Raw genomic sequence first — 24,713 nt, forward strand, 5'->3', positions numbered from 1 at the left:
AGGCCGAGATGGTGTTGAAGCAGCTGTACTACACGTCGTGCGAGGTCGGCCTTTCGGGATACCCCGGATTCCAGTTCAATGCGGCGAGCCGCGGGGTCGCTCCGGAGGTGATGCGGCGGGTCGAGTCCTTCACCGCCTACGACCCGCCGGGCTCGCTGCCCTACAACGCGGATGCCGCGGCGCTCGCGGCCTGCCCGGTGAATCTCTGCTTCGAGCCGGCGGAGGACACCGGCGTGCTGGCGAACGTCGTCTTCGTGGGCACGGACTACTCGAACCGGTTCGGGAACTACTTCGCGCACGCGTTGGTCAGCGAGGACGTCGCCACCGATCTCGGGGAGGCGTTGCCCATCGAGCTGTGGGGCGCCCCGATCTGGACGGCCAGCCCGAAGACCGACGGCGCGGAACTGCCGGAGCTGGCCGGGCCGCCGCCACGGGGAAGGCTCGACCGCCGGCACGTCGCCGCCTTCCTGCGTACGCATCCCGGCCGCGCCGCACTGCCCGCCCTGGTGTCCGCGGCGGCCAGGGTGATCACCGGCGAACGGCGAACGATCGTGCTGATCGAGCGGGACAGCGGGGCCGCCGCGAACTGGATCGGCGCCGTCTCCTACCTGCTGCCGCCGGCGCTGGCCCGCCGGATGTCCTTCGCCACCTACCACCACCGGCCCGCCTACAGCGACCTGCACCTGGTCGCGACAGTGCCCGACGCCGACGTCGACCGCGGTGACGGCGCGTTCGCGAGCTTCCTCCAGTTCGACATTCCGGCCAACCGGAGCAGCCAGGTGCCGGTCGAGCCGTGGGCCGCCCTGCTGGCCGAGACCGGCGTGGAGAACGCGGCCGAGCTGTGGGCCGCCGCGGCCGAGCTCGGCGGCGGCCTGCCCGTCCGCTCGGGAGAGTGGCATCCGCTGCTGGCCGCGGCGCTGTTCCGGCACGGTCACCAGGCCTCCGGCGCCGGGCCGGCGGTGACGGCCGCCGCCGCGACCGCCGCGCGCTGGCTGGGGCGCCAGGCACCCTCGCTGGACGCGCGAACTATCGAACTGATCGGCGTCGGGGCCCTGGGGGTCCTCGCCGGGAGCCGGCCGCCCGGCACCGGCGCCGCACTCACCGCCCTCGCGGCGGCCGCGGCGGAGGCCGGCGCCGCGCCGCTGGCCACCGAGATCGAGAAGCTGGCGGTGGACATCGAGGTGGACGGGCTGCTGGCGCACGAGCCCGTCAAGGGTGCCGGTGGCGCCGAAGCGGTGCCGCTCAGGTCGCCTGCCGGTCGCGCCCACGCCACCGACCGCTGCACGCGAGCCCTGCGCAGATGCACCGCCGAGGTGGCGGTCGATCTGCTCCTCCTGGCTGCCCGGGAGCGGCTCGACCTGGACAGCGCCCTGCTGCGGACGGCCGGAGAACGCGTCGTCGGCCCCCGGCTGCTGGCCGAGCCGACCGAGGCGACGGCACGGCTGGCACGTGGCTGGCCCCAGCTGCGGGCGGGGGTGGTGCATCACCTCGCCGCGGTCGCGGCACGCGAGCCGGACCGTCTCGTCGAGGCGCTCACGCACGGCCTCGGTGAGGCGCTGGACGACGACGACACGCGTGCTGCCCCGGCTCTGCACGAAGCCCGGCTGATCGCCGCGTCCCGCCGCGACCCGCGGCTGCGGATCGACATGCTGGCGGAGATCGCGATGCTGCGGGCAAGCGGTCCGGAATCGACGGGCACACCGGCCGTGGACGCGGACCTGTTGCGGCGCGTCTGGCCGCACGGAAGCTGGACGCCGGGCGAGGCACTGCGCGCACTTGAGGTGCTCGACGAAGCCAGCCTGAATGCTCCCGCCACCGTGGCCTGGCTGAACGCCGTCCTCACCCGCGAGTGGCCGGCGACGGCCGCAGCGGACGGCGACCATCTCGAGGACCTCGAAGCCCTCTGCCACGCGTTCGAGGGGAGGCCAGCCGCGTCCCGGCTCAGTGACCCCGCACGCGCGACGATCACCCGGATGACCACGGTCAGACGCAGGCTGGCCGCTGCCACCGGCCCTGGCCGCCAGGCCGCCGTCCTGACCGCCGGGCTCGACCGGATGCCCGAGACGCAGCGGGCACACCACCTCAGCAAACTGACCGACCTGCTGAACAAGGCACCGGCCGGGGACCTCCCCGAGATCTTCGCGTCGTGCCCCGCGGAGGCCGTGGAGCACTACCTGCTCGACGTCGACACCTATCTCAGGGCCGACCGTGCCCAGACGGACATCGCCGGCCGTCTCTTCTACGCGGTGGTCATCCTGCGGCGCAATCCGTCCCGCAAGGTCCGCGTCGTCGCCACGGTCATCGAGGACCGCCTGCTGGACAGGCTGATCACATGGCACTGGCAGGACCTGCGCGCCCTGCATGTCTGGATCAGGAAGCTCGATCCCGCGGTGGCCACGGATTTCGCCAACTGGCGGGACCTCAACGCCGCCGGATGGCTGCGCCGGACCCTGACGCGGCGTCGGCTGGAGAAGGAGGCCGACGCGCCACGGAGGGCGGCGGAGAAGAAGGCCCGGGCCGAGCGGAAGGCCGCGGCGGAGAAGAAGGCCGCCGCCGCACAGAAGGCCGCCGACAAGAAACGCTCGGGAAGCGGAGGGAAGAACGGTAAGAACGGGAAATCTGGGACGGAAGCCCAAGGGAAGGCTGCGGCGAAAAAACGGAACCCTCGTTAGCCGACCGTCACTGTTTTCCAGTTCTGCGATTCGGGGACGCATCCATGAACCACAGCTCGCGGGCGGGGAGGTGAGGCGAGGATGGGCTCACTGATCCTGCTGATCATCGCAATCTGGCTGGCCTTCTTTTTCTTCACCGTGCCCGGGCCGTTCATCGCCGGCGCCGCGGCCCTGTACGTCGCCGGGGCACTGGTCGTCGCCTATTTCCAGGAATTCGGCCGGGCGATGGGGCTGGGTCCGAACCCCGCCGCCGCCGCACCGGAACAACCGCCGCCGCGGCGCACCGAGGACGGGAAGGAACCGGCCTACCGGCAGTACCTGTTCGGACAGGCCCGTCACGATCTACGGCATGCGCACGGTCTCGTCTGGCCGCGGCTGGCCGCGCTCGGCCGGAATCACCGGCGGTGGGTGAAGAACACCTTCTTCGGCTACGGGGCGATGGACTGGCACTGGCCGGTGGGCGTCGTCCTGATGGTCGGCCTGTTCGCCGGGACGATCCTGGGCCTTGCCGTCATCTCGCTGGTGGCGACGGCCCAGGGCGTGGTGCTGCTGGCCGTCTTTCTGCTGGCGTTCCTCGGGATCTACCTGCTGCGCGGCATCGACACCGTCCTGCTGTGGATCCGCGGGGTGCGCATCACCTGCCCGTCTTGCTACCGGCGCGGCTTCTACCCGTCCTACGAGTGCCGGAACTGCACCGTCCGCCACCACGACGTGCGGCCGGGCAGGTACGGCGTCGTCCGGCGCGTCTGCGCGTGCGGGGAGCGCCTGCCGACCCTGCTGCTGTTGGGCAGCCACCGGATGAACGCCTTCTGCGCGCACTGCGAGGCTCCACTGGCCGAGAGCGTGGGCACCGCCGCTGAGGTGGTGCTCCCGGTGTTCGGCGCGGCCGGCGCCGGCAAGACCCGGCTGATGATCGTCATCATGATGGCGGTCGAGGCGATCGCCGGACGCAGCGGCGCCACCCTCGCCCTGGCCGACGAGGACACCCGGAAATGGGACGCCCAGGCCCGCCGCGAGCTCATCAGGTCGGACAAGGTCGCGAAGACCGGAATCCGGCTTCCCCGCGCCTACTCGCTTTACGTCGAGCCGCGGCGGGGCGGCCGGCGGCTCGTCCACGTCTTCGACCCGGCCGGCGAGTACTTCAACGAATCCGACCGCCTGCAGGAGCTGCAGTTCCTCACCCTCGCGCGCACCTTCCTGTTCGTCGTCGACCCCCTGTCGGTAGACGCGCTGTGGGCCCGGCTCGACCGCGCCGACCAGAACCGGTACAGCGGCGTCCGGGCCAGGCGCGAACCCGAGTTCGTCTTCGCGCAGACGGTCCAGAACCTCGAGGCGATGGGCGTGCGGACGAAGAAGGCCCGGCTGGTCGTGGTCGTGAGCAAACGCGACCTCGTCAGTCGGATCCTGATCGAGGACGGCGTGGAGGACGGCGAGGAGGCCCTCGTGCGCTGGCTCGACGAGAACCTGCACCAGGGAAACATGCTGCGGTCCATGCGGCACGCGTTCGGCGAGGTTCAGTTCTTTCTCACCACCTCCATCATTTCTGACGACAGCCGGGTCGACGACAGCATCGAGAAACTGACGTCCTGGACGCTCGCGCGGCAGGGCCTGCGGCTTTCGGGGTGATATCTCGATGAACACGAGAATGGCAACACCGGACGTCTCCGCGGAGCGGGGCCGGTGAGCTCCATGGAGATACAGCCGTACCGCCGCTGGCGGCAGGCCCTGTTCTGGATATCCATGCCCCTGGGCGGGCTGGCGATCCTCGTGATCGTGGGTCTCGGCGCGACGGTCGTGGCCGCGAACCGCCCGAGCGACAACCACAGCCGGTCGAGCTACTCGGGCCCCACCGGCTCGGGCGCCACCGGCACCTACACGGACATCACCACCCGGGCGTCGGTCTCGGCCAGCCGAACCGCTCCCCCGGCCCTGGACGGCGCGGGCGCGACGATCAGCTACGACGCGACGAACATGGTCGACGGGACCCCGTCGACCGCCTGGCGCGCGCCGGGTGACGCCACGGATGTCGCCATCGTGTTCACGCTGCCCGAACCGGTGCGGCTCGCCGCCGTCGGCCTCATTCCCGGCTACGCCAAGCAGGACCCCGCCACCGGCGTCGACCGCTTCACCCAGAACAGGCGTATCTCCCGGGCGCGATGGGTCTTCGAGGACGGGACCTCCGTCGAGCAGGTATTCCAGGACACCGCAAGAATGCAGAGAACGCCGGTGGACGTGGTGACGGGACGCATCCTCCTTCAGGTCCTCGCGACCGTCCCCGGCAGCCCCGACTTCGACTTCACAGCCGTGTCGGACGCCCAGATCGTCGCGTCATCCTGAACAGCGCAGAGAATCGACCAGCTGTGACACCGCAAAGGGTAACTGCAGTGCGTGGTAAGCGGGATTCGGGAGGGCGGGGCTGATGGCCGGGCAGATGACGGTGATTCGGACCGCGGCTGTGCCCTGCGCGGAGGTCGACGAGGCGGTCGCCGAGGACGAGCGGGCGCTCGGAGCCGCGACCGACCTCGTGGCGAGGATCGCGGCGGCCCAGAACCTCACCATCTCCCTACAGTCGCGCTTCCACTGCCATCGGGATCTCGCGGACCTCGACCGGGCCATCGAGGTGATCAACGAAATCGGCCGGGATGTCGACACGGCTCATCCCGGCCGGCTCATGCTCGACACCCAGATGATGTCCTGTCTGATCACATCCACCCGGCTGGAGGATGCCAGGCGGGCGCGAGAGCTCGGAGCGCGGCTGTACCGTCTGACGGGCCAGCTGGGCGAGATAAGGGCGGGTGTCGCCGTCATGCTGGGCATGGCCGCCATGGTCTGCTTCCGGCACACGTCCTCCGTCGAGGACGCCGAGGAGTTCGTCGTCCTCCTCGAGGAGGCGGTCGGCGGCGTTCCGGCCAACTCGCCGTCCAAGCTGATCGTCCAGGGCGCACTGATCGCCGCGCTGTCCGTGCGATACCGGCTCAGCCCGAACCGCGAACGGGATCTGGACCGTGCGGTCGAGATCTTCGACGAGCTCGACCCGGCAGCGAGCGGCGGAGACAAAGAGGGAGTCGTCCGCTTCGCCTGCGGCGCGCTGGTCGACGGCCTCGTCGACCGGCACGAACGGCACCACGACCCGGCCGACCTGCGGACCGCGCGGCGAATCCAGGACTACATGCCGGTCGGTGAGGCGAGTGGTGGCCTGACGGAGAGCCCCGCGGCGTGGCATCCGCAGGCCTTCCGGCACTACTCCTCGTTTCGGCAGACGCAGGATCCCCAGTTCCTCGATCAGGCTATCGAGGAGCAGGACCGCGCGATGAGCGACCCGAGCCGGTCCGGCAAGCAACGCGCGAGTTACGCCTACATGCTCGCGATCTGCTGTTTCACGCGTTTTCTCCTCTACCGGGGCCGCCGGCTCGGGGATCTGAACCGGGCCATCGACCTCGTCCGCGAGGCGCGCCAGGACTGGCGCGACTTCACCCTCGTCCACAGTTCCGCGCAGCTGCTCGCCCGCTTCCTCATCCAGCGCCACATGAGCCTCGGACGCCCGGCCGATCTCCGCGAGGCCCGCGTCGTGCTGGAGTCGGCGCTGCGGACCGGAGAGGTGGAGAACCGGACGAAGTCCTCGATCCTGATGCTGCTGGCCTACTGCGAGGCGGTCCGGGCCGAGCGCGACGGCGACGACGAGGCCGCGGACCGGTCGATGGACCGCTTCGAGGAGCTCACCCGCCTGATGCCGGAAGGGTCGATGGAGGCGATGGCGGTGCAGACGACACTCGCCAACGCGTTGCAGTCCAAAGCGTCCGCGAGCCAGCTTCCCGAGGACGCCACCCGGGCGTACCGGGCGTCGCGCGCGGTGTGCTCGCACGCGGGCGCGAGTCCCCTGGCGACGGTGCCGTGCGCCGAGGGCTGGGGCCATCTCGGCTGGCGGCGGCAGGACTACGCGGAGGTGGCGGAGGCGTACGGACACGCGGTCGCGGGCCTGCAGGCCATTTCCGTTCTTTACCCGCGGCGCGAGGACAAGCAGGACTGGCTGGGCCGCGCCGGGTCGATGGCCGCGCGCGCGGCGTTCGCGCTGGCCCGCCTCAACCGGGCCGAGGAGGCGGTCGAGGTGCTCGAGGCGGGACGGGCCGTCCTGCTTTCGGAGGCCCTGGACCGCCAGCGGGTGGATCTGGACCGGCTGAGCGCGGTCGGTCACGGCGAGCTGCGGGAGCGGTACGAGCGCGCCGCGGCCCGCGGCGCCGAGGCCGAGCGCAGCTTCGAGCCCGACTTCGACATGGAGTACGTCCCGGTGTTCGATCCGACCCTGCGGGACCCCGAAGCGCCGCTGCGCGAGCTGGCCACCGAGCTCGGTGACGCCCGCGAGGAGCTGCGACGGGTGGTGGGCGAGATCAGGTCCGTGCCGGGCTACGAGTCCTTCCTCCTCCCTCCCTCGTTCGCCGACGTCCAGAGGGTCACGCGGGCCGACCGGGTCCCGTTGGTCTACCTGGCGGCCACGCCACGGGGCGGCCTCGCCCTCGTCGTCACCGCATCGAAGGTGACCCCCGTGGAGGTGGTGTGGCTGCCCGAGCTGACCCTGGCCAACCAGCGCAGGTGGGTAGGGCGGTGCGTCCAGGCCGCCGAGGAGGACGACCTCGACGCTTACGAGAAGGCGTCCCGATGGCTCGGCCGGGCGGTGATGGACCCGGTACTCAGGCTGCTCGCGCCGTACCGGCGAGCCGTTCTCATGCCCGGCGGCCTGCTGGGCTCCGCGCCGCTGCACGCGGCGAGGCTGGCGGAGACCGTCGGCGGCGCGGGCACCTACGCGCTCGACCGGCTCACCCTCGTCTACGCGCCCAGTGTCCGCGCGCTCGCCGCCACCCGGATCGCGCCGGGCCCGGCCCGCTCGGGTGATCTGCTGCTCGCCGTGGCGGACCCGGCCTCCTCGGGTGCCGACCCGCTGCCGGGTGCCCAGGTCGAGACCGACATCGTCGCGGCCCATTTCGGCCCCGAGGCCCAGGTCCTGCGCGCCGGACAGGCAACCCGGGCGAGAGTGCTCGCGGCGATGTCCGGATCCGACGTGCTGCACTTCGCCTGCCACGGGGTGGCCGAGCCGATGGATCCGCTCAGCAACCGGCTTCTGCTCGTCGGCGACCAGTCGATGACGTTGCGGGACATCGGCGGGCTCGACCGGATGAGCCCCCGGCTGACCGTGCTGTCGGCCTGCCAGACGGCCGTCATCGGTGACGATCTGCCGGACGAGTTCGTAAGCCTCGCCACCGGCCTGCTGCAGGCCGGATCGCCGGGCGTGGTGGCCACGCAGTGGTCGGTGGACGACGTCGCCAGCGCCGCCCTGATGGCCCGCTTCTACCAGCTCTGGCGGGATGACGGAGTGGAAACGGCGGAGGCCCTGCGGCGGGCACAGCTCTGGGTGCGCCGGACGACGAACGGCGAGAAGGTCCGCGAGTTCCCGGATCTCCTCCGCATCCCCGACTACGGTCCGCCGACCGACGCCTCGCCGGCCGTTCGCCATGCCTGGGAGACCCGACGGGCCCATGAGCATCCCGTCTACTGGGCCGCGTTCACCTTCCTCGGCAGATAGGTCATCCCACGGCGAACCGCACCGCGGTCACGGTCACGGTCACGGTCACACCAATAGATCCATTAGTTGAAATTATTCAACCCGCATCGCCGGGGGAATTCCACTAGCCTTTCATTATAAGCACCGAGGAGACCGCGGTTCCAGTTTCGCCGTCTCGAGAAAACAGGCCTGACCATGGCAGACCGCGCTCCCAACGAAACGCGGCCCGGTTCCCGCATGTAAATCCCTTCCGAGAACCGCGCCTCGCTCCCCGGCAAAATCCGCACCGGGCATCGGCAATCGCGACCGAGTTCTGAATTCAGCTCACCGAGCCGAACTCCGAAGGAAACGACATGAGTCACGCGCTTCACCACGCCCTTGAGCCGAGTGCCGAATACAATGTCGACCTGACGGTGACTGCCGGGCGCTGGCCCGACGGGCTGGCCGGGAACATCTTCGTCATCGGGCCGTCGCAGCCGACCGCCGTCGACTTCATGTTCGCCGGGCCGGGCCTGCTCACCCATGTGGACCTCGAGACCAGGCACTGGCGGACGAAGCGGGTCGTCACGCCCGACCTGGCTCTTCTCGGCGGCCTCAGCCGGGCGTTGCCACCGGCCGAGCTGGCGGGACTGACCGTCGGCGGACGGCCGTCCCTGACGAACGTGTCGCCGCACTTCTTCGGCGACCGGCTACTGCTCACCGGGCTGAGCCAGCGGCCGGTCGAGTTCGACCCGGCGACTTTGGAGTTCAAGACGTTTCTCGGCGGGGTCAGCGAATACCCCGAGGTCGTCGCGCATCCCCTGTTCCCCGGTGTGCGGACGGCGGCGCACCCGGTCGAGGACCTCGACGACGGTTGCATGTGGTGGTGCAACACGAACCTCCGTCCCCGGGGTTCGTCCACCTCCGACATGGAGGGACCCATGTGGGTGGTGCGCTGGGACGGGCACGGCGACGTCGAGACGTGGCACGTACCCGGCGCGCACCTGACCCAGGGCGTGCACGAGATGACAGTGACCCAGGACTACGTGATCTTCACGGAGATCGGGTTCCAGCCCGAGCCCGGCACCGTCGCCGGACGCGGCCGCACCAAACCGCATCTGCCCTTCACCGACATCTATCTGGTGGGCAAGCGCGACCTCACCGTCGCCCGGCGGGGCCGCAGCGTGCCGGTGGCCCACGCCCGCGTCCCACGCGAGTCGTTCCACCACTTCGCCGACTACCGCCAGGACGGCGACGACGTCACGATGTACCTCGCTCATTCGAACGGCTGGGATCTCAACTACGTGCTCACCGATGCCGACAGCGTCTGGGGAACCGGCTCCGGCCTCGCCAAGGGCCTGCACGGCTTCGTCTCCGCCCCGGTGGACGCTTCACCGGTCGGCCGCTACGTGATCGACGGCCGAACCGGTGAGGTCAGGGACAGCCATGTCTTCCTCGACCCGGAACGCCACTGGGCCACGCTTCTCTATGGCCGTGACATGCGGCGGCCGGGGCTCGAGCGCGGCCGCTACCTGTGGCAGTCCTACTGGGGATGCGACACCGAGATGCTGGCGACCCGGATCGTCGAGATGTACCGGGATCACCCCTATCGCGTTGTCCCGGTGGACCAGTTGCCGTCACGGGAGATCCCGTCGTCCCTGGTGTGCATTGACCTGGAGACGATGACCGAACAGTCGGCCTGGTCATTCCCCGCCGGCACCACCAGCGAGTCACCCGTGTTCGTTCCCGACCCCGCGGGCGGCCCCGGCTGGGCGGTGATTTTTGTCCACTACTCCGACCGGACCGAACTTCAGGTGTTCGACGCCCTGGCTCTCGGCGCGGGGCCCGTCGCCGTCGCCACCGCCGAGGGCCTCAAACTGTCCGTCCAGTTCCACTCCGCTTATCTGCCCAGCATCCGTCTACGTGACACGGGCTACGAACGTTCGTTCGCGGCCGACCTCGGCGACGGCTGGCGGGATTTCTCGCCGTCCGCCCGCGGTGTGATCAGTAAGGTGCTCGAGCGGTACGGCTGAGCGGAGGTTCGACCTCGATCCCGCCGAGCTGCCCGCCCACCTCGCCGAACGTGGCCTGACCAGGCTGCGCCTGGCGCGCGTCTTTACGAGGGCGGCAGACGATCGCCGCGGCCGCGTCATGCGCCGCCCGCATTGTGCGGGCAATCAGCTGGGTCACGTTTCCTTTTGTGGCTAAGATACTGATCTTGTGAGCTGGGCGGCGACACCGGTCGGGCGGGGTGTGCGTGCCTCGACGGTGACCGGGTTGGCGGTCGCTCTCGCCGTTCTCGCGCACGTGGCGGCCTGCGGTGAGCTGCCGAGCTTGCCCGTGACCGCCTGCGGTGGTGCCCTCGCGGCCCGCGTGTGCTGGGGCAACACCGCCCGGCGGATGTCGCCGCGGCGTATCGCGGGTCTGGTGGCCAGCGTCCAGGCCGGCCTGCATCTGGCATTCGCCATGACCGTGCCGTCGGAGCCCGGGGCGAACACCCATCACGGCTTCTCGACCGGGACGGCGGGCACCGCTCACGACGCCACGGGAATCGACCTCCTGCCCGGCGGGCCCCGGATGGCGCTGGCGCACGTCGGCGCCGCGCTGCTGCTGGCATGGTGGCTCTCCGCCGGAGAACGACTGCTGTGGCGGGCCGCGCGTGGGGTCGCGGTGGTGGCGCGCCGCACGGTCGGCCACCTGCGCCGCCGGCGAGGTCCGGCTGCGGTCTGCCCGCTGCCCGCCCGCACGGAGCCGCGGCGGCGGCCTCCGGCGCGCCGGGCCCCGCAGCTGGCCCAGCTTGTTCATCTGGTCGTTCGCAGAGGTCCACCGAACCTGCTTCCGGCCTGATCAGCACCGCCGGAGCCGTCCGTCGCACACAGGCCGGACGGCCTGTTCGCGATGCCCGGATCCGGCCTGTCGCCACCCGTCCGCATCTGACGCGGCACGGGATCCGACCGCGGCCACTGCCCGTGTGCGACGCCGCGGCGGTGCCGCATGTCCTCGACAAGCCTGTTCGGAGAACCCCTGTGACCACGATCGACCAGGCGGGGCTGCCCCCCGACGACCAGACCACCCCTCCCGCCGACCTGACCACGCACGCTGCCGACCCGGCCACGCACGCTGCCGACCCCGCCGCGACGCCGGGCGTCCCGGAACCACGGCAACCTGACGCTCCCGACGCGTCCGTACCCGACCCGTCGTCTCCTGGCACGTCGCCCACTGGCACGTCGTCCACTGGCACGTCGTCCGCCGACACGTCGAGTTACCCGCCCGTGTCGACGTCCGGTGGAGGGCGGCTGCTGCTGCTGCGGCTGCACTTCTACGCCGGGGTGCTGGTCGCGCCGTTCCTGGTGGTCGCCGCGCTCACCGGTCTCGCGTACACGATCACCCCGCAGCTCGACCGGCTGGTCTACGCGGACGAGCTCTACGTCGACCAGGCCGGCCCGGCGCCGCGGCCCCTCGCCGAGCAGGTCAACGCCGCGCTCGCCGCCCATCCCGAAGGCACCTTCAGCTCGGTGCTCACCGGAGACGCGCCCGACCGGACCACCCGGGTGGTCCTGAACGTTCCCGACCTGGGCGACAGGCAGCGCACCGTCTACGTCAACCCGTACACGAGCCGGGTCCAGGGCGAGCTGACCACCTGGTGGGGCAGTACACCACTCACCACCTGGCTGGACGACCTGCACCGCAACCTGCATCTCGGCGCGTTCGGCCGGCACTACTCGGAGGTCGCGGCGAGCTGGCTGTGGATCATCGCCCTCGGTGGCCTGGTGCTGTGGCTGGGCCGGCGCCGCCGGGCCCGCCGGGTGCGCCGGGTCCTGTTGCCCGACCTCACCGCCCGCGGGCGACGACGCACGATGGCCTGGCACGGCAGCCTCGGCGTCTGGCTGCTCATCGGCCTGCTGTTCCTGTCCGCAACCGGTCTGACCTGGTCTCGCTACGCCGGGGCGCACTTCTCCTCCGCCCTGGACGCCGCCGACAGCCACACCCCCGATCTCGACACCGCCCTGCCCCGGGCTGCCCCCGCGGGCGGCATCGGTGGGATCGGTGGGAGCAGCGGGATCGGTGGAGAACACGAGGGCCACACCACCGCCGGTGCCACCGAGACCAGTTCCTCGGACGCGGCAGGTGTGGACAAGGTGGACCGGATCATCGCCGCCGCGCGCGGGGCGGGCCTCGACGGACCCGTTGAGATCACACCACCGGCCGAGGCCGGCACGGCGTGGACTGTGGCCCAGACCGACCGGCGCTGGCCGGTACGACTCGACCAGGTGGCGGTCGACCCGGCTGACGCCAGGGTGGTCAACGAGGTCCGCTGGGAGAGCTGGCCGCTGCTCGCGCAGCTCACCAAGATCGGCATCGCCGCGCACATGGGCGAGCTGTTCGGGGTGGCCAACCAGATCCTGCTGGCCAGCCTCGCGGTCGGCCTGGTCTGCGTGATCGTCTGGGGCTACCGGATGTGGTGGCAGCGCCGCCCCACCCGAGCGGACCATGCAGGCATCGTCGGCCCGGCCCCCGCACGGGGCACCTGGCGGCGGGTACCCAGGCCCGCGCTGGTCGCCCTGGTCCTGGTCACCGCCGCGGTCGGCTGGGCGCTGCCCGTGCTCGGAGTGACTCTCCTGGCCTTCCTCGCCCTCGACGCGACCGCCGGGCTGGTTCGCGGCCGGCGCCGCCAACGGACGGACGGGACCCCCGCCCAACCGGCGTGACAGGCATCAGACCCACGTGACGTCCACCCGCTGCGCCGGAAAACCAGCCAGCGGGTGGACCCACGGTAATCGGATTTGCTGTGGTACCTGAGGTCGCGACTGGGATCGCCTCAGGCGAAGAGCTTCTGGCCCCAGTACTGTCCTGGCTGGACGCCCGGCGGGCAGGCGTACAGGCCGCTGCCGACGTGCTGAATGTATTCGTTGAGCGCGTCGTTGGACCTGCCGGCCAGTGATTTCTGAATTGTGACGAACTGGGTCCGCGGGTCCCGCTGATAGGCGATGAAGAACAGCCCGGCGTCGAGGCGGCCGAGGTTGTCGGTGCCGTTGGTGAAGGAGTAGCCACGGCGCAGGATCACGGCGCCGTTGTTCTGGGTCGGGTGGGCGAGCCGTACGTGGGCCTTGGTGTCGACGACCAGCTCTCCGGCGGAGTCCTTCGCCGCGAAGTCCAACGGGTCGAACTCGTCCCGTTGGCCGAGCGGAGCTCCGCTTCCCTTGGCGCGGCCGATGACCCGTTCCTGTTCGGTGAGCGGGGTGCTGTCCCAGGGCTCGATGAGCATGCGGATGCGGCGGCTGACGAGATAGCTGCCGCCGGTCATCCAGTCCGGCCCGTCACCGGGCTGGGCCCAGACGTGGGTGTTCATCGTGGCCGCGTCCTCGGCCTTGATGTTGGCGGTGCCGTCCTTGAAACCCATCATGTTGCGTGGGGTGGCCTGGCCGGTCGAGGTGGAGCTGGTGCGGCCGAACCCGAGCTGGGAGTAGCGCACCGAGGCGGCGCCCCGGGCGAGGCGGGCCAGGTTGCGGATGGCGTGCACGGCCACCTGCGGGTCGTCGGCACAGGCCTGCACGCACAGGTCGCCGTCGCTGGACGCTGGGTCGAGGGCGTCGCCGGGGAAGGCGGGCAGGTCGGCGAGCTGCGCCGGTCGCGAAGCGGCGATCCCGAAACGGTCCTTGCCGCTGGCGTCGGTGAACAGGCTGGTGCCGAAGCCGAGTGTGAGGGTCAGCCGGGCGGGCGACAGCCCCAGCGCCTCACCGGTGTCGTCCGGCGGGGAGCCGGGCGCACCGGTGACAGCGCCGGTGCCGACGTCCAGCCCGGCGGTCATCCTGGACGCCGCGTTGGTCCAAGCGGTGAGCAGCGCGATCAGGTCGTCGCGGGTGGCCGCCGGGCTGAGGTCGAAGGCGGCGAAGTGCAGCCTGTCCTGTACCGGGGTGACGATTCCGGCCTGGTTCGAACCGAAGAACGGAACCCTCTGGCCCGACCCCGGCGACTCCTCCTCCGAGTTGGAGGCGACGAAGCCGGCGGCGGTGCCGCCCGCGCCGACAGCCGCGGCGCCGCCGAGGAACGCGACCATGCGGCGACGGCTGAAACCGCGTGCCGCGGGCGCCGGCTGGCTCCCGCGGCCGCTGCGCGGGCCGTCGCCGTCGGCGTCGCCCGCGCCGGCGTCGCTGGAGGTGACGGCGGTGGTGGGGCCGGCGTCGTTCACGCCGGCGCCGCTGGAGGTGACGGCGGTGGTGGGGTCCTCGGCGGCGACGGCGTCCGGGCCGCTGGGATCGGGCAGTCGGCTCACTTGCTGGTCACGACTCCGGCGATCTGTCCGATGGGCTCGGAGATGGCGTCGACCTCGACGGCGAGGGCCTTGACCTCGTCCTGGGTGAGGCTGTCGTAGGAGATGTACGGGCTGCCGGGGATGTAGCCGTTGTCACCCGGCTTGGCCAGGTGCTTGTCGAGCAGGCTGACCAGCGCGGGGAAGCGCTTGTCGAGCGTCGCCACCAGCTCCGGGTCCTTCTCCTGCAGGGCCGGGCGCAGCGCGCTGTAGACGTACTTGGCTCCGTCGACGTTGCCGGCGAAGTCGACCAGGTCGATGCGGGAGTAGCGCTCCTCCTCACCGGTGACCTTCGACGCGGCGACCTCGTCGAGCAACGACTTCGCCCCGTTGGCCATGACCAGCGGCGTGAGCTCCACAGTCTTGATCAGCTCGTTGAGCTTGCCGACGTTCGTGGTCAGCGTCGTGGCGAGCGGCTGGGTCCCGTCCAGGGTGTTCCCCTCGAACAGCTTCTGTTCGATCGCGTGGAAGCCGACGAACGGGGTGCCGGGCGTGGCGTCGTCGATGCGCATGTCGATGAGCGGGTCGAGGTCGCCGAAGGACTCCGCGATCGGCTCGATGCGCTCGTAGTGCAGCCGGACGTTCGGGTAGGCCTCCTTGGCCTTGGCCAGGTCACCCGAGTTGATCGCCTCGACGAACCCCGCGGTGGTGTCGACCAGAGCCTGGGTCTCGGACCCGACGTACGTCTTGTACGAGGTGACCGCGGTCTGCAGGTTCTGGTCGAGCGTCTGCGGCGGCGCGGCCTCGCCGGTAACCGTGAGCGCGGTGCGGATGCCGTCGCCCACCATGCCGGGTTTGCACGCCACCTGGTACCTGCCGGCCGGCAGATCGACGATCAGGTTCCGCTTCGTCGACGGGCCGACGTTCTCGACCTCGCCCATGATCCGGTCGCCGTCGGCGTAGACGTACACCTCGGTGACCTGCGACGCGGAGTTGGTGACCTCGAAGGTGTGCCGGCCCGCGGGCAGTTCCGCGCTGGCCACCTTGCAGTCCTTGTCACCCGCGTTCACCGCGATCGGTCCGCCGCTGGCGCCGGACGTGCCGGAGTCGGAGGAGTTATCCGACGAGCAGGCCGCGGCAAGGGTTGCGGCCACGACGACAGGACAGGCCAGGCGCATGACGCGGCCGACAGGCGATTTCACCGGTTCTCCTCGAAGGTTTCTGGCGATGCGACAGATGGATCAGGCGTGGATGACGGCACCCGCCGCCGCGGTGGCCGTCAACTGGTCGATCCCGACGGGACGGGCGGCGGCTCGCTCGGCTCGCTCGGCTCGCTCGGCTGGCCGGACCGGATCCGATGACCGAGGAAAAACAAGGCCATGACCGGGACGATGTAGGCGACCCAGGCGATCGCCTGGGCGACGGTCGTCTGCGGGGTGAAGTTGAAGACGCCCTTGAGTAGGGACCCGTACCACGACCCTGGTGAGATCTGCTCGCTGACGTCGAAGGCGAGGGTGTTCAGCCCGCCGATGACGCCGCCTTCCTGCAGGTCGTGGATCGCGTAGGCCAGCACCCCGGCCGCGATCACGATCAGGCCGGCGCCCGTCCAGGTGAAGAACCGGGCGAGGTTCAGCCGGACCGACCGCCGGTACAGCAGCCAGGCGAGCACCACCGCGGTCGCAATGCCCAGCGAGAAACCGATCACCGGCTCCATCGTGCTTCCCGCGGCCTGCACCGCCGACCAGAAGAACAAGGCGGTCTCCAGGCCCTCGCGGGCCACCGAGAGGAAGGCCGTGAGGACGACGGCGAAGGTGCCCAGCTCCAGTGCTGAGGAGAGCCGTCCGTCCAGCTCCGCGCGCATACTGCGGGCGGTGCGACGCATCCAGAAGACCATCCCGGTGACGAACACCACCGCGATCGCGGACATCGTGCCGCCGAAGATCTCCTGGCTCCTGAAGTCCGCGAGCAGGCTCGTCGACGTGTACGTCAGCAGCGCCCCGAACGCGACGCTGACAGCGACCGCCAGGGCCACCCCACCGGCGACGACCACCAGCCGGTCCCGTCGGCCAACCTTGACCAGGTAGGCGATCAGGATGCTCACGACCAGCGCGGCCTCGAGGCCTTCACGCAGGCCGATCAGGTAGTTGGCGAACACGACACTTGATCCTCCAGATCAACAACTATCTGGCGATAGTTGTTGAAGGTTAGGCATACCTAATAGTTACCGAAAACGCAAGCCAACTTTCCGCCCGACATCGGGCTGAGCTGGGGCAACGGGCGTGCGGCGGACAGCTTGCCCGCTCTGCGTGATGCCACAATCGCTGGGCGACTCAACACGGCGATGCGCCGCCAGGCAACGAGCGACGGGAGGCACCGTGGCCGGTCGAGCCCGCCCCCGCCCGAGCGGGGGCCTGGAGAGCGAGGTCGTCGCCTGCCTCGCCGCGGCCGACGGGCCGTTGACCGCGGCGCAGGTCCAGGCCGAACTGGGCGATGACCTGGCCTACACGACTATCCTGACGACTCTGACACGTCTGTACGCCAAACAGGCCCTGACCCGCACCCCCCGCGGCCGCGCCTACGCCTACCAGCTGGTCGGCAACCTGCCCGAAACCCAGGCCGGGCTCACCGCGCGCCAGATGCAGAAGCTGCTCGACGCCGGCGTCGATCGCGCCACGGTGCTGTCCCGGTTCGTCGACAGCCTGGACGAGGACTCCGAACAGATCCTGCGGGACCTGCTCGCCCGACACCCCGAGCCCGACGAGAAGCCGCCGGGACCGGACACCCGGAACCGGAGACCGAGATGACGACACTCACTCTGGTGTTCCTGCTCGCCCTGGCCCTGTTTCCGGCTGTCGTCGGCCTCGCCGGGAGCGGGGCCGCGGCGGGCGCGGCCCGGTACCTCCCGCCGGCGGCGGCGACCGTGCTCCTCACCACATTCGCGGTGACGGTGTCGGTGGCCGTCGAGACAATGCTGTCGCTGTCCGCGTACCTCGGCACGGTTGATCTTTTTCCCGCGGCGCACCCGCACGACTGGTCGACCCCGATCCTGCGCGCGACGCTGCCGATTCCCAACGCGGCCGGCCTGGCCACAGGGGCGCTGGCGGTCATCCTGCTCGGCCGGACCGGCGTCCACCTCGTCCGGGTCGTGGTGGGCGCGCGTCGGACCACAGCCGCGGCCGCGGCGTTGCCCGCGGTGGGCGGACTGGCGATCGTCGACGACACCGCCGCGCACGCCTACGCCGTTCCGGGCCGCAACCGACGCGTCGTCGTCTCCACCGGCATGCTGCGCCTGCTGACCGGGCCACAGCGTCGGGCCCTGCTCGCGCACGAGCAGGCCCACCTGCGTCACCACCACCACCGCTACGCACAGCTGACCCGCCTCGCCGCCGCGGCCAACCCCCTGACGGCGCTGATCGCCCCCGCCGTCGACCATGCGATCGAGCGGTGGGCGGATGCCGCCGCGGTCCGCGCGGTCGGTGACCCGTCCACGGTGGCCCACGCGCTGGGCCGGGCCGCGCTCGGCCGGCCCGCGGCGCCGCCCCACCGCCCCGGTGCCGCCCACGATCATCCCCACGGACTCGGTGCCGCCCACGATCATGTCGTCGACCGGGTGCATGACCTGCTCGATCCGCCGCTCCGCCAGACCCGGGTGGGTGTCCTGCTGGCGGGCGCGACAATGCTGTGCTGGGCCAGCACCGCCACCGTCGTCCTCTACATCCACGGCGTCATCGAACTGGCCGAAGCCACCGTTGCCCGCTGATCCGCATTCCTAGAACCGTGGGAGCCGCGCGTGCGCCTGGCGGCCGCGGTCTGGCACCGACGCTCGGACCGTGGTCCTGGAACGCATGTCAGTATGTCTGCCAGCCGCCCGGGTCGAGGCCGCCGGGGATCTCCGCGTCCGGGTCGTAGGGCGTGCGGGTGAACACGAATGTGCCGATGTCCAGGTGGCTGGCGGCGCCGCCCGGGGCGCGGACGACGCGCAGCGTCTCACCCGCGTAGTACCCGTCCAGCCCGGTCCAGGTGCCGTCCGCCTCAGCACGGAAACGGGCGCCGCGGCCCGACTGGCCCTGCGGGATGAGCTCCAGCCCACGGTCGGCGCGCAGGTGCAGCAGGTGTGGCGACGGGCCCCAGTGCCACAGGCCGGTGAGCGCCAGAAGCTCCGGATCGACGGCCGGCAGCGGGCGCCACGGGTCCGGGATGCACGGTTCGTGCTCGGCGACGATCCGGATCAGGTCGGCGGCGATCAGCGCCACCGCCGGCCCAGCGGTCGCGTTCGCCAGGACGACGGCGGCGACGTCGTCGCGCTGACTCACCAGGAGGGTGGCCAGGAATCCCGGCATCGAGCCGTTGTGGCCGTACAGCAGTCGGCCGTTCTGTCGTCGTAGATGCAGGCCGAGCCCGTAGGCGGTGGCCCAGTCGTCCGCCTCGTCGGGGCCAGACGCCGGCTGGCGCATCTCGGCGAGGGTGTCGGCGCTCAGAACGGCCTTGTCGCCCTGCGCCAGGAACGCGGCCCAGCGGGACAGGTCGGCGGCGGTCGACCAGAGCTGACCCGCCGGCGCCATCACACCGGTGTCCTCCAACGGCTCGGGCACCATCACATCCGCCCAGGGATGCACCCCGAAGCCGCCGGCGTGCGGTGCCTGCGGGGAGAGCGTGGTCCGGGTCAAACCGAGCGGCGCCAGCACCTCCTCGTGCAGCGCATCGCCCCACGGTTGTCCGCGCAGCCGGCTGACCAGCGCTCCGAGCAGCGCGAACCCGGGGTTCGAGTAGTGGAAGCGGCGGCCCGCCGGATGGCGTACCGCCGGCTCGTGGAGCACGTCGTCGAGCAGTGGCCGCAGCGTTCCAGGCGTGCGTTCCCACCAGGGACCGGGCGGCTCGGACGCGAGGCCCGAGGTGTGGCCGAGCAGTTGGGCGATCGTCAGGGCCCCTGCCCCGGCCCCGGCCCCTGGCCCCGCCGCGGTGCCGGGCAGGTGACGGTCCAGCGAATCGGCCAGGTCCAGTACGCCCTCGTCACGCAGGCGCATGACCTGCACCGCGACAAAGGTCTTCGTGATCGAGCCGATCCGGTACTGGACGTCGGCGTCCGGGCTGTGCCCGTCGATCATGCTCCGACCGTCGGCCCAGACCAGCCGGCCGCCGCGCACGACCGCGCCGACCAGCGAGGGCGTGCGCCCCTCCGCCTGCCCGACCGCCAGCCGGTGCAGCAAGGCGCGGCGGGTACCCGGCAGCAACCCCTCGGACGGCAAAGTCATCGCTCGTTCCTCCTCGCGTTGCACCCCGAAAGATTCTTCACCGCGCGTCGACCTGGCACACCGTCATGATCCCGCGGTCGACCCAGGGCCATCCGAGCGGTAGGCAGCGGCCGAGGAGGACCGACGGGGCTCACTATCGCCGCAATGGGCCGGCCGTTGACCCCGACCGACACCGTGACCATTTCCCACGGCCCTCAGGGCAAGGGCGCGATGTGGTCTATGAGCTCGGCGAATTCGGCCGGGTAGGCCAGATGCGGAAAATGGCCGCTGCCGGGCCGGTCCGCGGTGAAGGGCTTCGGACAGACCAAGGGTGGTTCGGGCTGGTGCCCCCGGCGGCAAGGGAGGCCGTCGGTACGCCACCTGTGTGCCGTACGTCCGGTACCTACAAAATGCGGCGGCGCCTGGCAACCTTTCGGACCGTGCTCGCGTATCAGGGATGAGTACGGCGGCTGGAGGTCAACAGGTGGTCGACGACCAGGACAACCGTCTCCTCTACGACGGCGACGGGCGCCCGAAGGGTCGTAACGAGAACATCCATCGTGATGATCAATCCAACAAGGAACCCTCCAAGGACGACTTCGACCAGTTCGTCCGCGCAGCGAGGCGCACATCTGACCCGGTTCGCTTACCTGCTCGTCGCGGACCAGGGCCGGGCGGAGGACTTGGTACAGACGGCCCTGGTCAAGACTTGGCTACGAGGTGACCGTGTCGCTCCTGAGGGCCGCGAAGCGTACGTGCGGCGGACCATGGTGACGACCGCCGTGTCCTGGTGGCGACTCGGCGACTGGCGCGACGGCGAGTCTGCGGGTGCTCTCGCCGTCCTGACGGCAAGCCGGCGGTCCTCCGGGGCGTCGTCGGCCGCACCCTCAGCGACGGTCGGACCGGACTGCCACCGCGTCGCCGTGACGCCGCAGCCGTCGGGCGAGCCGTGCGCCGGACTTCGCCCATTGTTCCCGCTCGATCGCAAGCACCAGCACATCGTGATGATGGCGCGGCCCCAACCACCATCCACCGGAATCCGTATCGGTCGGCGCGCCCAGGTAGTGGGCATGACCAGAGGTGCAAACGTGTAGCCCGGCTACATACCGGATGACCGGACTCGGTCCTCTTCAGAGGCATCGCCACGGCAGTCATCGATGACATGGGCGTGCTGGTACCGGCCCGGCGCCGCGGGCAGAACCCCTAGCGACCAGAACATCACTATGTGTGCCTCTGAATCGAGGTCTCGACATGAAACTTCTCGAGCGGCACCGGACGCCCCACCGCCCACCACCCGCCGCCCCGGCCCTACCCGCCGCCCCAGCCCCACCCGACGCGTCCCGCCCCGTCGCGCGTCCCGCGGCCGTGTCCGCCGGCGACCTCGGGCTGCTGCTCCTGCGGATGACCTTCGGCCTGCTGCTCGCCGGACATGGCGCGCAGAAGCTCTTCGGCCTGTTCGGCGGCGAGGGCCTCACCGCGACCGGCAGCGGGTTCACCCAGCTTGGTTACCACCCCGGCACCTTCTTCGCCGGGCTGGCCGGCGCAGGCGAACTCCTCGGCGGCCTCGGCCTGGCCGCGGGCCTGCTGACTCCGTTGGCGGCCGCGGCCGTGATCGGCGTGATGATCAATGCGATGATCGTGACCGTGCCGCGGGGACTGTGGGCAACCGACGGCGGCATGGAGTATCCGCTGTGTATCGCGGTGGTCGCGACCGCGGTAGCGGCGATCGGCGCGGGGCGGCTCGCGCTCGACCGCCTCTTCCGGCGGCGCGACGGTGGGCTGCCCGAGATGGCGTTCGCCGTCGGGCTCGGCAGCCTCGGCGCCGCCATCGTCCTGGCAGTCAGCTGACATCCTCGGCCAGCGTGGCCTGTGGGGTGCCAGAAGTCGGCCTGGGCCTGTGACCTGGGATGATGCGGCGGAGCGGGCTGCCGGCATGATGGTCAGCTATGTCCATCCGCCTGCTCTATCTGATCTTCGTGCGGGTGTGCGGCTGGCTGGTCCTCCTCGGCCGCTCGTCGGCGTCGAAGAACATCGAGCTGCTCGTGTTGCGGCACGAGGTCGCGGTGCTGCGCCGCACCCAGCCCAAGCCCCGGTGGGACTGGGCAGACCGGGCGGTGCTCGCCGTCTGATCACACAGAAGTGGACCCATCCGCGGCGGACGGGACGACCTCCGGTCAGCCCGGAGATCGCCGCACTGATCGAGCGGCTCGCGACCGAGAACACGACATGGGGATACCAGCGGATCCAAGGCGAGCTCCTCAAACTCGGCCACCAGGTCAGCGCGTCCACGATCCGCCGGATCCTGAAGACCCTCGGTCTGCCGCCGGCGCCCCAGCGGCAGACCGACACGACGTGGCGGCAATTCCTGCGCACCCAGGCCGCGACCATGATGGCAGTCGATTTCTTCCATGTGGACTGCGCCGTGACGCTGCGGCGCCTGTACTGCTTCTTCGTCCTGGAAGTCGCCTCCCGCACCGTCCACATCCTCGGGGTCACCGCTCACCCGGACGGCCCGTGGACCACCCAACAAGCCCGGAACCTCCTCATGGACCTCGGTGACCGGGCAGCCGACTTCCAATTCCTGATCCGCGACCGGGCAGGCCAGTTCACCGCCTCGTCCGACGCGGTCCTCGCCGGCACCGGCATCACCACCGTCAAGATCCCACCCCGAACCCCCCGGGCGAACGCCTACGCGGAACGGTTCGTCCACACGGTCCGGACCGAGGTCACCGACAGGATGCTGATCTTCAGTGAACGGCATCTGCGCACCGTCCTGGCCGAGTACGCACGGCACTACAACGGACGGCGACCCCACCGCAGCCGCGACCTTCAACCACCCCGACCCGACCACCCCGTCACCGACCTGACCAAGGAACGGATCAAGCGCCAGCCTGTCCTCGGCGGCCTGATCAACGAATACGAACGAGCCGCCTAAAACCCCAGGTCAGGGCCGGTGACCGAGTTCTGACACCCCACAGGATCACGGGACTTGGGGACGGACGCACAGCTTGCGCAGCACGCAGATCCGACCCGGGCGGGGCGGGCGGCCCCCCGCCCCGCAGTCCGGTCCACGAGCGCGTGCGGTCTCTCTACTGGGCCGCGCTGCCGTCCCAGTCGCGAGCAGTCAGCGCTGATCCATCGACAGGGCCGCGGTCGCGTGTGGGGACGCGGCTGGCACCTCGGAGAGCGAGCCGCTCGGCACAGCACTTCCGGCAGTCGCTGCGTAGTCGAATTGGGCAACAGAGTCCCACACGCTGATGCGTCAAGATCCGAGTATTTCTGCCAGTCTCTCGCGCATCACGGCTGGGTCGACGTCCACACCGAGCCAGTGCCGGATGCTGATGACTCCCTGGTTGACCAGCATCCCCAGTCCGTCGAGGGTAACGCAGCCGCGCTCGGCCGCATCCCGTTGCAGCCGAGTGCGCGGGGGGTTGGGAATGACATCGGCCACCAGCATGTGCGGCCGCAGGCTGTCCAGGTCGAGGTTCAGCCGGGCATCGGCGTCTGGGAACAACCCGATCGACGTCGCGTTCACCACGATGCTCGCCCACTCGGGTACCTGATACGGCCCGTCCCACCGGACGAACTCGGCCGCCGTGGGTGTCTTCGCCGCGATGAGCCGGGACAGCTCACGGCCGCGCCCGGTGCCGCGGTTCACCACGGTGATGGATGCCGCCCCGGCCAGCGCGGTCTCGACCGCGATCGCGCGGGCGGCCCCGCCAGCACCGAAGAGGACGACATGCTGCCCGGCGGGATCGACCTGGGCGCGCAGCGAGGTCAGGAAGCCCTGCCCGTCGGTGTTCTCACCGATCCACCCGTCGTCGCGGCGGACGGCGCAGTTGACGGCGCCGATGATCGTGGCGGATTCGCCGAGGCCGTCGAGGTGCTCGATCACCGCGACCTTGTGCGGGATCGAGCAGTTGAAGCCGACCCACCCCATTGCGCGGGCCCCGCGTACGGCATCCCCCAGAGCCTCGGGAGCGACTTCGCAGTTGATGTAGCACGCGTCGATGCGGTGGTGTCGATAGGCCGACTCGATCATCGCCGCGGTGGGGTTCTCGCCTGCCGGCGTAGCGAAGGAGCCGGTGAGGATGCTGAGGAAGTTTAACGGGTTGATGTCGGACGACGCGGACACCGATCCTCCAGGTGGGGGTGTTGCGTTGCGGGAAGGCGGAGCGTGCCAGGCCCCTTGCTTTCAGCCGACTGTGATCGGACTCGATCCGATTGTTCTCCCGCTGGGCATCGACATGGCAGGCCTCGGGCAGCAACTCGTCGAGGATCCGCGGGTAGACGGGGGCCTTGTCGCTGGTGACCTCCGCCGGCCGACGACCCTGGGCCAGCGCGGCGGTGAAGAACCACCGGGCCGCGGCCTGGTCACGATGGTCGCTGACGAGGACATCGATGACCTGACTGACTGGTCAACGGCCCGGTACACGTTGCTCGGGGTCCTCGCGCGAGTCGGCGAGTATCAGGGTGTAGCTGGTGGCCGACACGTTCGTCTCGATCGCGTGGATCACGTCGGTGAAGTAGGGGTTGGTGATCACCGGGATCGATAGGCCGATCAGGCCACTGCTGGCCGTGACGAGCGCCCGCGCGATCGTGTTCTGTGTGTAACCGGTCTGTTCGATGGCTGCGAGCACGGCCGCGCGGGTCTCGGCCCGCACCGCCCGCGTGTCGTTGAGGACGTGCGAGACCGTGGACACGGAGACGCCCGCGATCTTCGCCACGTCCGCCATCTTGACCATGCGATCTCCCTACCGGACGTCCCGACGAGAAGTTGGGCAAACGTTCGCGCAAGCGCTTGCGCTCCTACTGTGACCCGAGCTACATTCCGGCGCAACCCCGGAGCAACGTAGGCGATGGGGCCGGGTCGCAGGGAGGCGTCACATTTCGAAGTCGCGGACCGCATCCAGTGGCTGGGATGGCGGGCTGCAGTCGCGCTGCCGACGGCGGTGCACCATGCCCGAGGTGGTAGCCATGATGCCCGGCGCAGCAACCACTGCGCCTCATCCGGGCTCATCTGACCA

General features: G+C 70.5%; 17 protein-coding genes and 2 pseudogenes. 11 read left to right on the top strand and 8 right to left on the bottom strand.

Annotation, left to right across the window (positions count from 1 at the left end):
* Nucleotides 1-8: 8 nt before the first annotated feature.
* The 5 genes from FRANEAN1_RS34965 (at nucleotide 9) to FRANEAN1_RS34985 (ending at nucleotide 10,238) form a co-directional block, all read left to right on the top strand.
* Nucleotides 9-2,672: a GTPase-associated protein 1-related protein gene (locus FRANEAN1_RS34965; protein ID WP_020464398.1), complete on the top strand. Its 2,664-nt coding sequence runs from the start codon at nucleotides 9-11 to the stop codon at nucleotides 2,670-2,672.
* Between the two features lie 81 nt (nucleotides 2,673-2,753).
* A complete protein-coding gene (locus tag FRANEAN1_RS34970; RefSeq protein ID WP_020464399.1) occupies nucleotides 2,754-4,298 on the top strand; it encodes a hypothetical protein in 1,545 nt (514 codons plus the stop codon).
* A 63-nt stretch (nucleotides 4,299-4,361) separates the two neighbouring features.
* Nucleotides 4,362-5,009: a hypothetical protein gene (locus FRANEAN1_RS37665; RefSeq protein ID WP_020464400.1), complete on the top strand. Its 648-nt coding sequence runs from the start codon at nucleotides 4,362-4,364 to the stop codon at nucleotides 5,007-5,009.
* A 94-nt stretch (nucleotides 5,010-5,103) separates the two neighbouring features.
* Nucleotides 5,104-8,247 (top strand): CHAT domain-containing protein, encoded by a 3,144-nt coding sequence (locus FRANEAN1_RS34980; RefSeq protein ID WP_157472912.1) that lies wholly within the window; start codon nucleotides 5,104-5,106, stop codon nucleotides 8,245-8,247.
* A 332-nt stretch (nucleotides 8,248-8,579) separates the two neighbouring features.
* Nucleotides 8,580-10,238, top strand: coding sequence for a carotenoid oxygenase family protein (locus tag FRANEAN1_RS34985; RefSeq protein ID WP_020464402.1), 1,659 nt, complete (start codon nucleotides 8,580-8,582; stop codon nucleotides 10,236-10,238).
* Here FRANEAN1_RS34985 and FRANEAN1_RS41870 read toward each other — a convergent pair.
* Nucleotides 10,210-10,395, bottom strand: a complete 186-nt coding sequence (locus tag FRANEAN1_RS41870) for a hypothetical protein (protein ID WP_157472913.1) — start codon at nucleotides 10,393-10,395, stop codon at nucleotides 10,210-10,212. The genes FRANEAN1_RS34985 and FRANEAN1_RS41870 overlap by 29 nt on opposite strands.
* Nucleotides 10,396-10,425: 30 nt before the next feature.
* Here FRANEAN1_RS41870 and FRANEAN1_RS44445 point away from each other — a divergent pair, with 30 nt between their 5' ends.
* Together FRANEAN1_RS44445 and FRANEAN1_RS34995 are read left to right on the top strand one after the other, a co-directional pair.
* Nucleotides 10,426-11,052 (top strand): hypothetical protein, encoded by a 627-nt coding sequence (locus FRANEAN1_RS44445; RefSeq protein WP_049795841.1) that lies wholly within the window; start codon nucleotides 10,426-10,428, stop codon nucleotides 11,050-11,052.
* Between the two features lie 425 nt (nucleotides 11,053-11,477).
* Nucleotides 11,478-12,914: a PepSY domain-containing protein gene (locus tag FRANEAN1_RS34995; RefSeq protein WP_347177279.1), complete on the top strand. Its 1,437-nt coding sequence runs from the start codon at nucleotides 11,478-11,480 to the stop codon at nucleotides 12,912-12,914.
* Nucleotides 12,915-13,024: 110 nt separating this feature from the next.
* Here the strand turns inward: FRANEAN1_RS34995 and efeB are convergent, their stop codons facing one another.
* From efeB to efeU, 3 genes are all read right to left on the bottom strand, one after another.
* Nucleotides 13,025-14,479, bottom strand: a complete 1,455-nt coding sequence (efeB, locus tag FRANEAN1_RS35000) for an iron uptake transporter deferrochelatase/peroxidase subunit (protein WP_020464404.1) — start codon at nucleotides 14,477-14,479, stop codon at nucleotides 13,025-13,027.
* Nucleotides 14,476-15,657 (bottom strand): iron uptake system protein EfeO, encoded by a 1,182-nt coding sequence (gene efeO / locus FRANEAN1_RS35005; protein ID WP_020464405.1) that lies wholly within the window; start codon nucleotides 15,655-15,657, stop codon nucleotides 14,476-14,478. The genes efeB and efeO overlap by 4 nt, the downstream gene beginning before the upstream one ends.
* A 77-nt stretch (nucleotides 15,658-15,734) precedes the next feature.
* Nucleotides 15,735-16,610 carry an iron uptake transporter permease EfeU gene (efeU, locus tag FRANEAN1_RS35010; protein ID WP_020464406.1) on the bottom strand — a complete coding sequence of 292 codons (876 nt, stop codon included), beginning with the start codon at nucleotides 16,608-16,610 and terminating at the stop codon, nucleotides 15,735-15,737.
* A 220-nt stretch (nucleotides 16,611-16,830) separates the two neighbouring features.
* On the opposite strand from efeU, the gene FRANEAN1_RS35015 reads away from it, so the two are divergent.
* Both FRANEAN1_RS35015 and FRANEAN1_RS35020 read left to right on the top strand, forming a co-directional pair.
* On the top strand, nucleotides 16,831-17,259 hold the full coding sequence (locus tag FRANEAN1_RS35015) for a BlaI/MecI/CopY family transcriptional regulator (RefSeq protein WP_020464407.1): 429 nt from the start codon (nucleotides 16,831-16,833) through the stop codon (nucleotides 17,257-17,259).
* Nucleotides 17,256-18,215, top strand: a complete 960-nt coding sequence (locus FRANEAN1_RS35020) for a M56 family metallopeptidase (RefSeq protein WP_020464408.1) — start codon at nucleotides 17,256-17,258, stop codon at nucleotides 18,213-18,215. The genes FRANEAN1_RS35015 and FRANEAN1_RS35020 overlap by 4 nt, the downstream gene beginning before the upstream one ends.
* 88 nt (nucleotides 18,216-18,303) lie before the next feature.
* Here the strand turns inward: FRANEAN1_RS35020 and FRANEAN1_RS35025 are convergent, their stop codons facing one another.
* A complete protein-coding gene (locus FRANEAN1_RS35025) occupies nucleotides 18,304-19,707 on the bottom strand; it encodes a serine hydrolase domain-containing protein (protein ID WP_020464409.1) in 1,404 nt (467 codons plus the stop codon).
* Between the two features lie 1,230 nt (nucleotides 19,708-20,937).
* Here FRANEAN1_RS35025 and FRANEAN1_RS35030 point away from each other — a divergent pair.
* A complete protein-coding gene (locus FRANEAN1_RS35030) occupies nucleotides 20,938-21,534 on the top strand; it encodes a DoxX family protein (protein ID WP_020464410.1) in 597 nt (198 codons plus the stop codon).
* Nucleotides 21,535-21,632: 98 nt separating this feature from the next.
* Nucleotides 21,633-22,621: pseudogene (locus tag FRANEAN1_RS35035) on the top strand (integrase core domain-containing protein).
* A gap of 327 nt (nucleotides 22,622-22,948) precedes the next feature.
* Here the strand turns inward: FRANEAN1_RS35035 and FRANEAN1_RS35040 are convergent.
* From FRANEAN1_RS35040 to FRANEAN1_RS35045, 3 genes and pseudogenes are all read right to left on the bottom strand, one after another.
* On the bottom strand, nucleotides 22,949-23,821 hold the full coding sequence (locus FRANEAN1_RS35040; protein WP_020464412.1) for a shikimate dehydrogenase: 873 nt from the start codon (nucleotides 23,819-23,821) through the stop codon (nucleotides 22,949-22,951).
* Between the two features lie 55 nt (nucleotides 23,822-23,876).
* Nucleotides 23,877-24,121, bottom strand: a pseudogene (locus FRANEAN1_RS40110) (DDE-type integrase/transposase/recombinase); the annotation flags it as partial.
* Complete coding sequence (locus FRANEAN1_RS35045; RefSeq protein ID WP_020464413.1) at nucleotides 24,105-24,431, bottom strand: LacI family DNA-binding transcriptional regulator; 327 nt, start codon at nucleotides 24,429-24,431, stop codon at nucleotides 24,105-24,107. The gene FRANEAN1_RS35045 and the pseudogene FRANEAN1_RS40110, both read right to left, overlap by 17 nt.
* Nucleotides 24,432-24,713 lie beyond the last annotated feature (282 nt).

It is taken from the genome of Parafrankia sp. EAN1pec (assembly GCF_000018005.1).
In the GTDB taxonomy this organism is placed as follows: Bacteria; Actinomycetota; Actinomycetes; order Frankiales; family Frankiaceae; genus Parafrankia; species Parafrankia soli.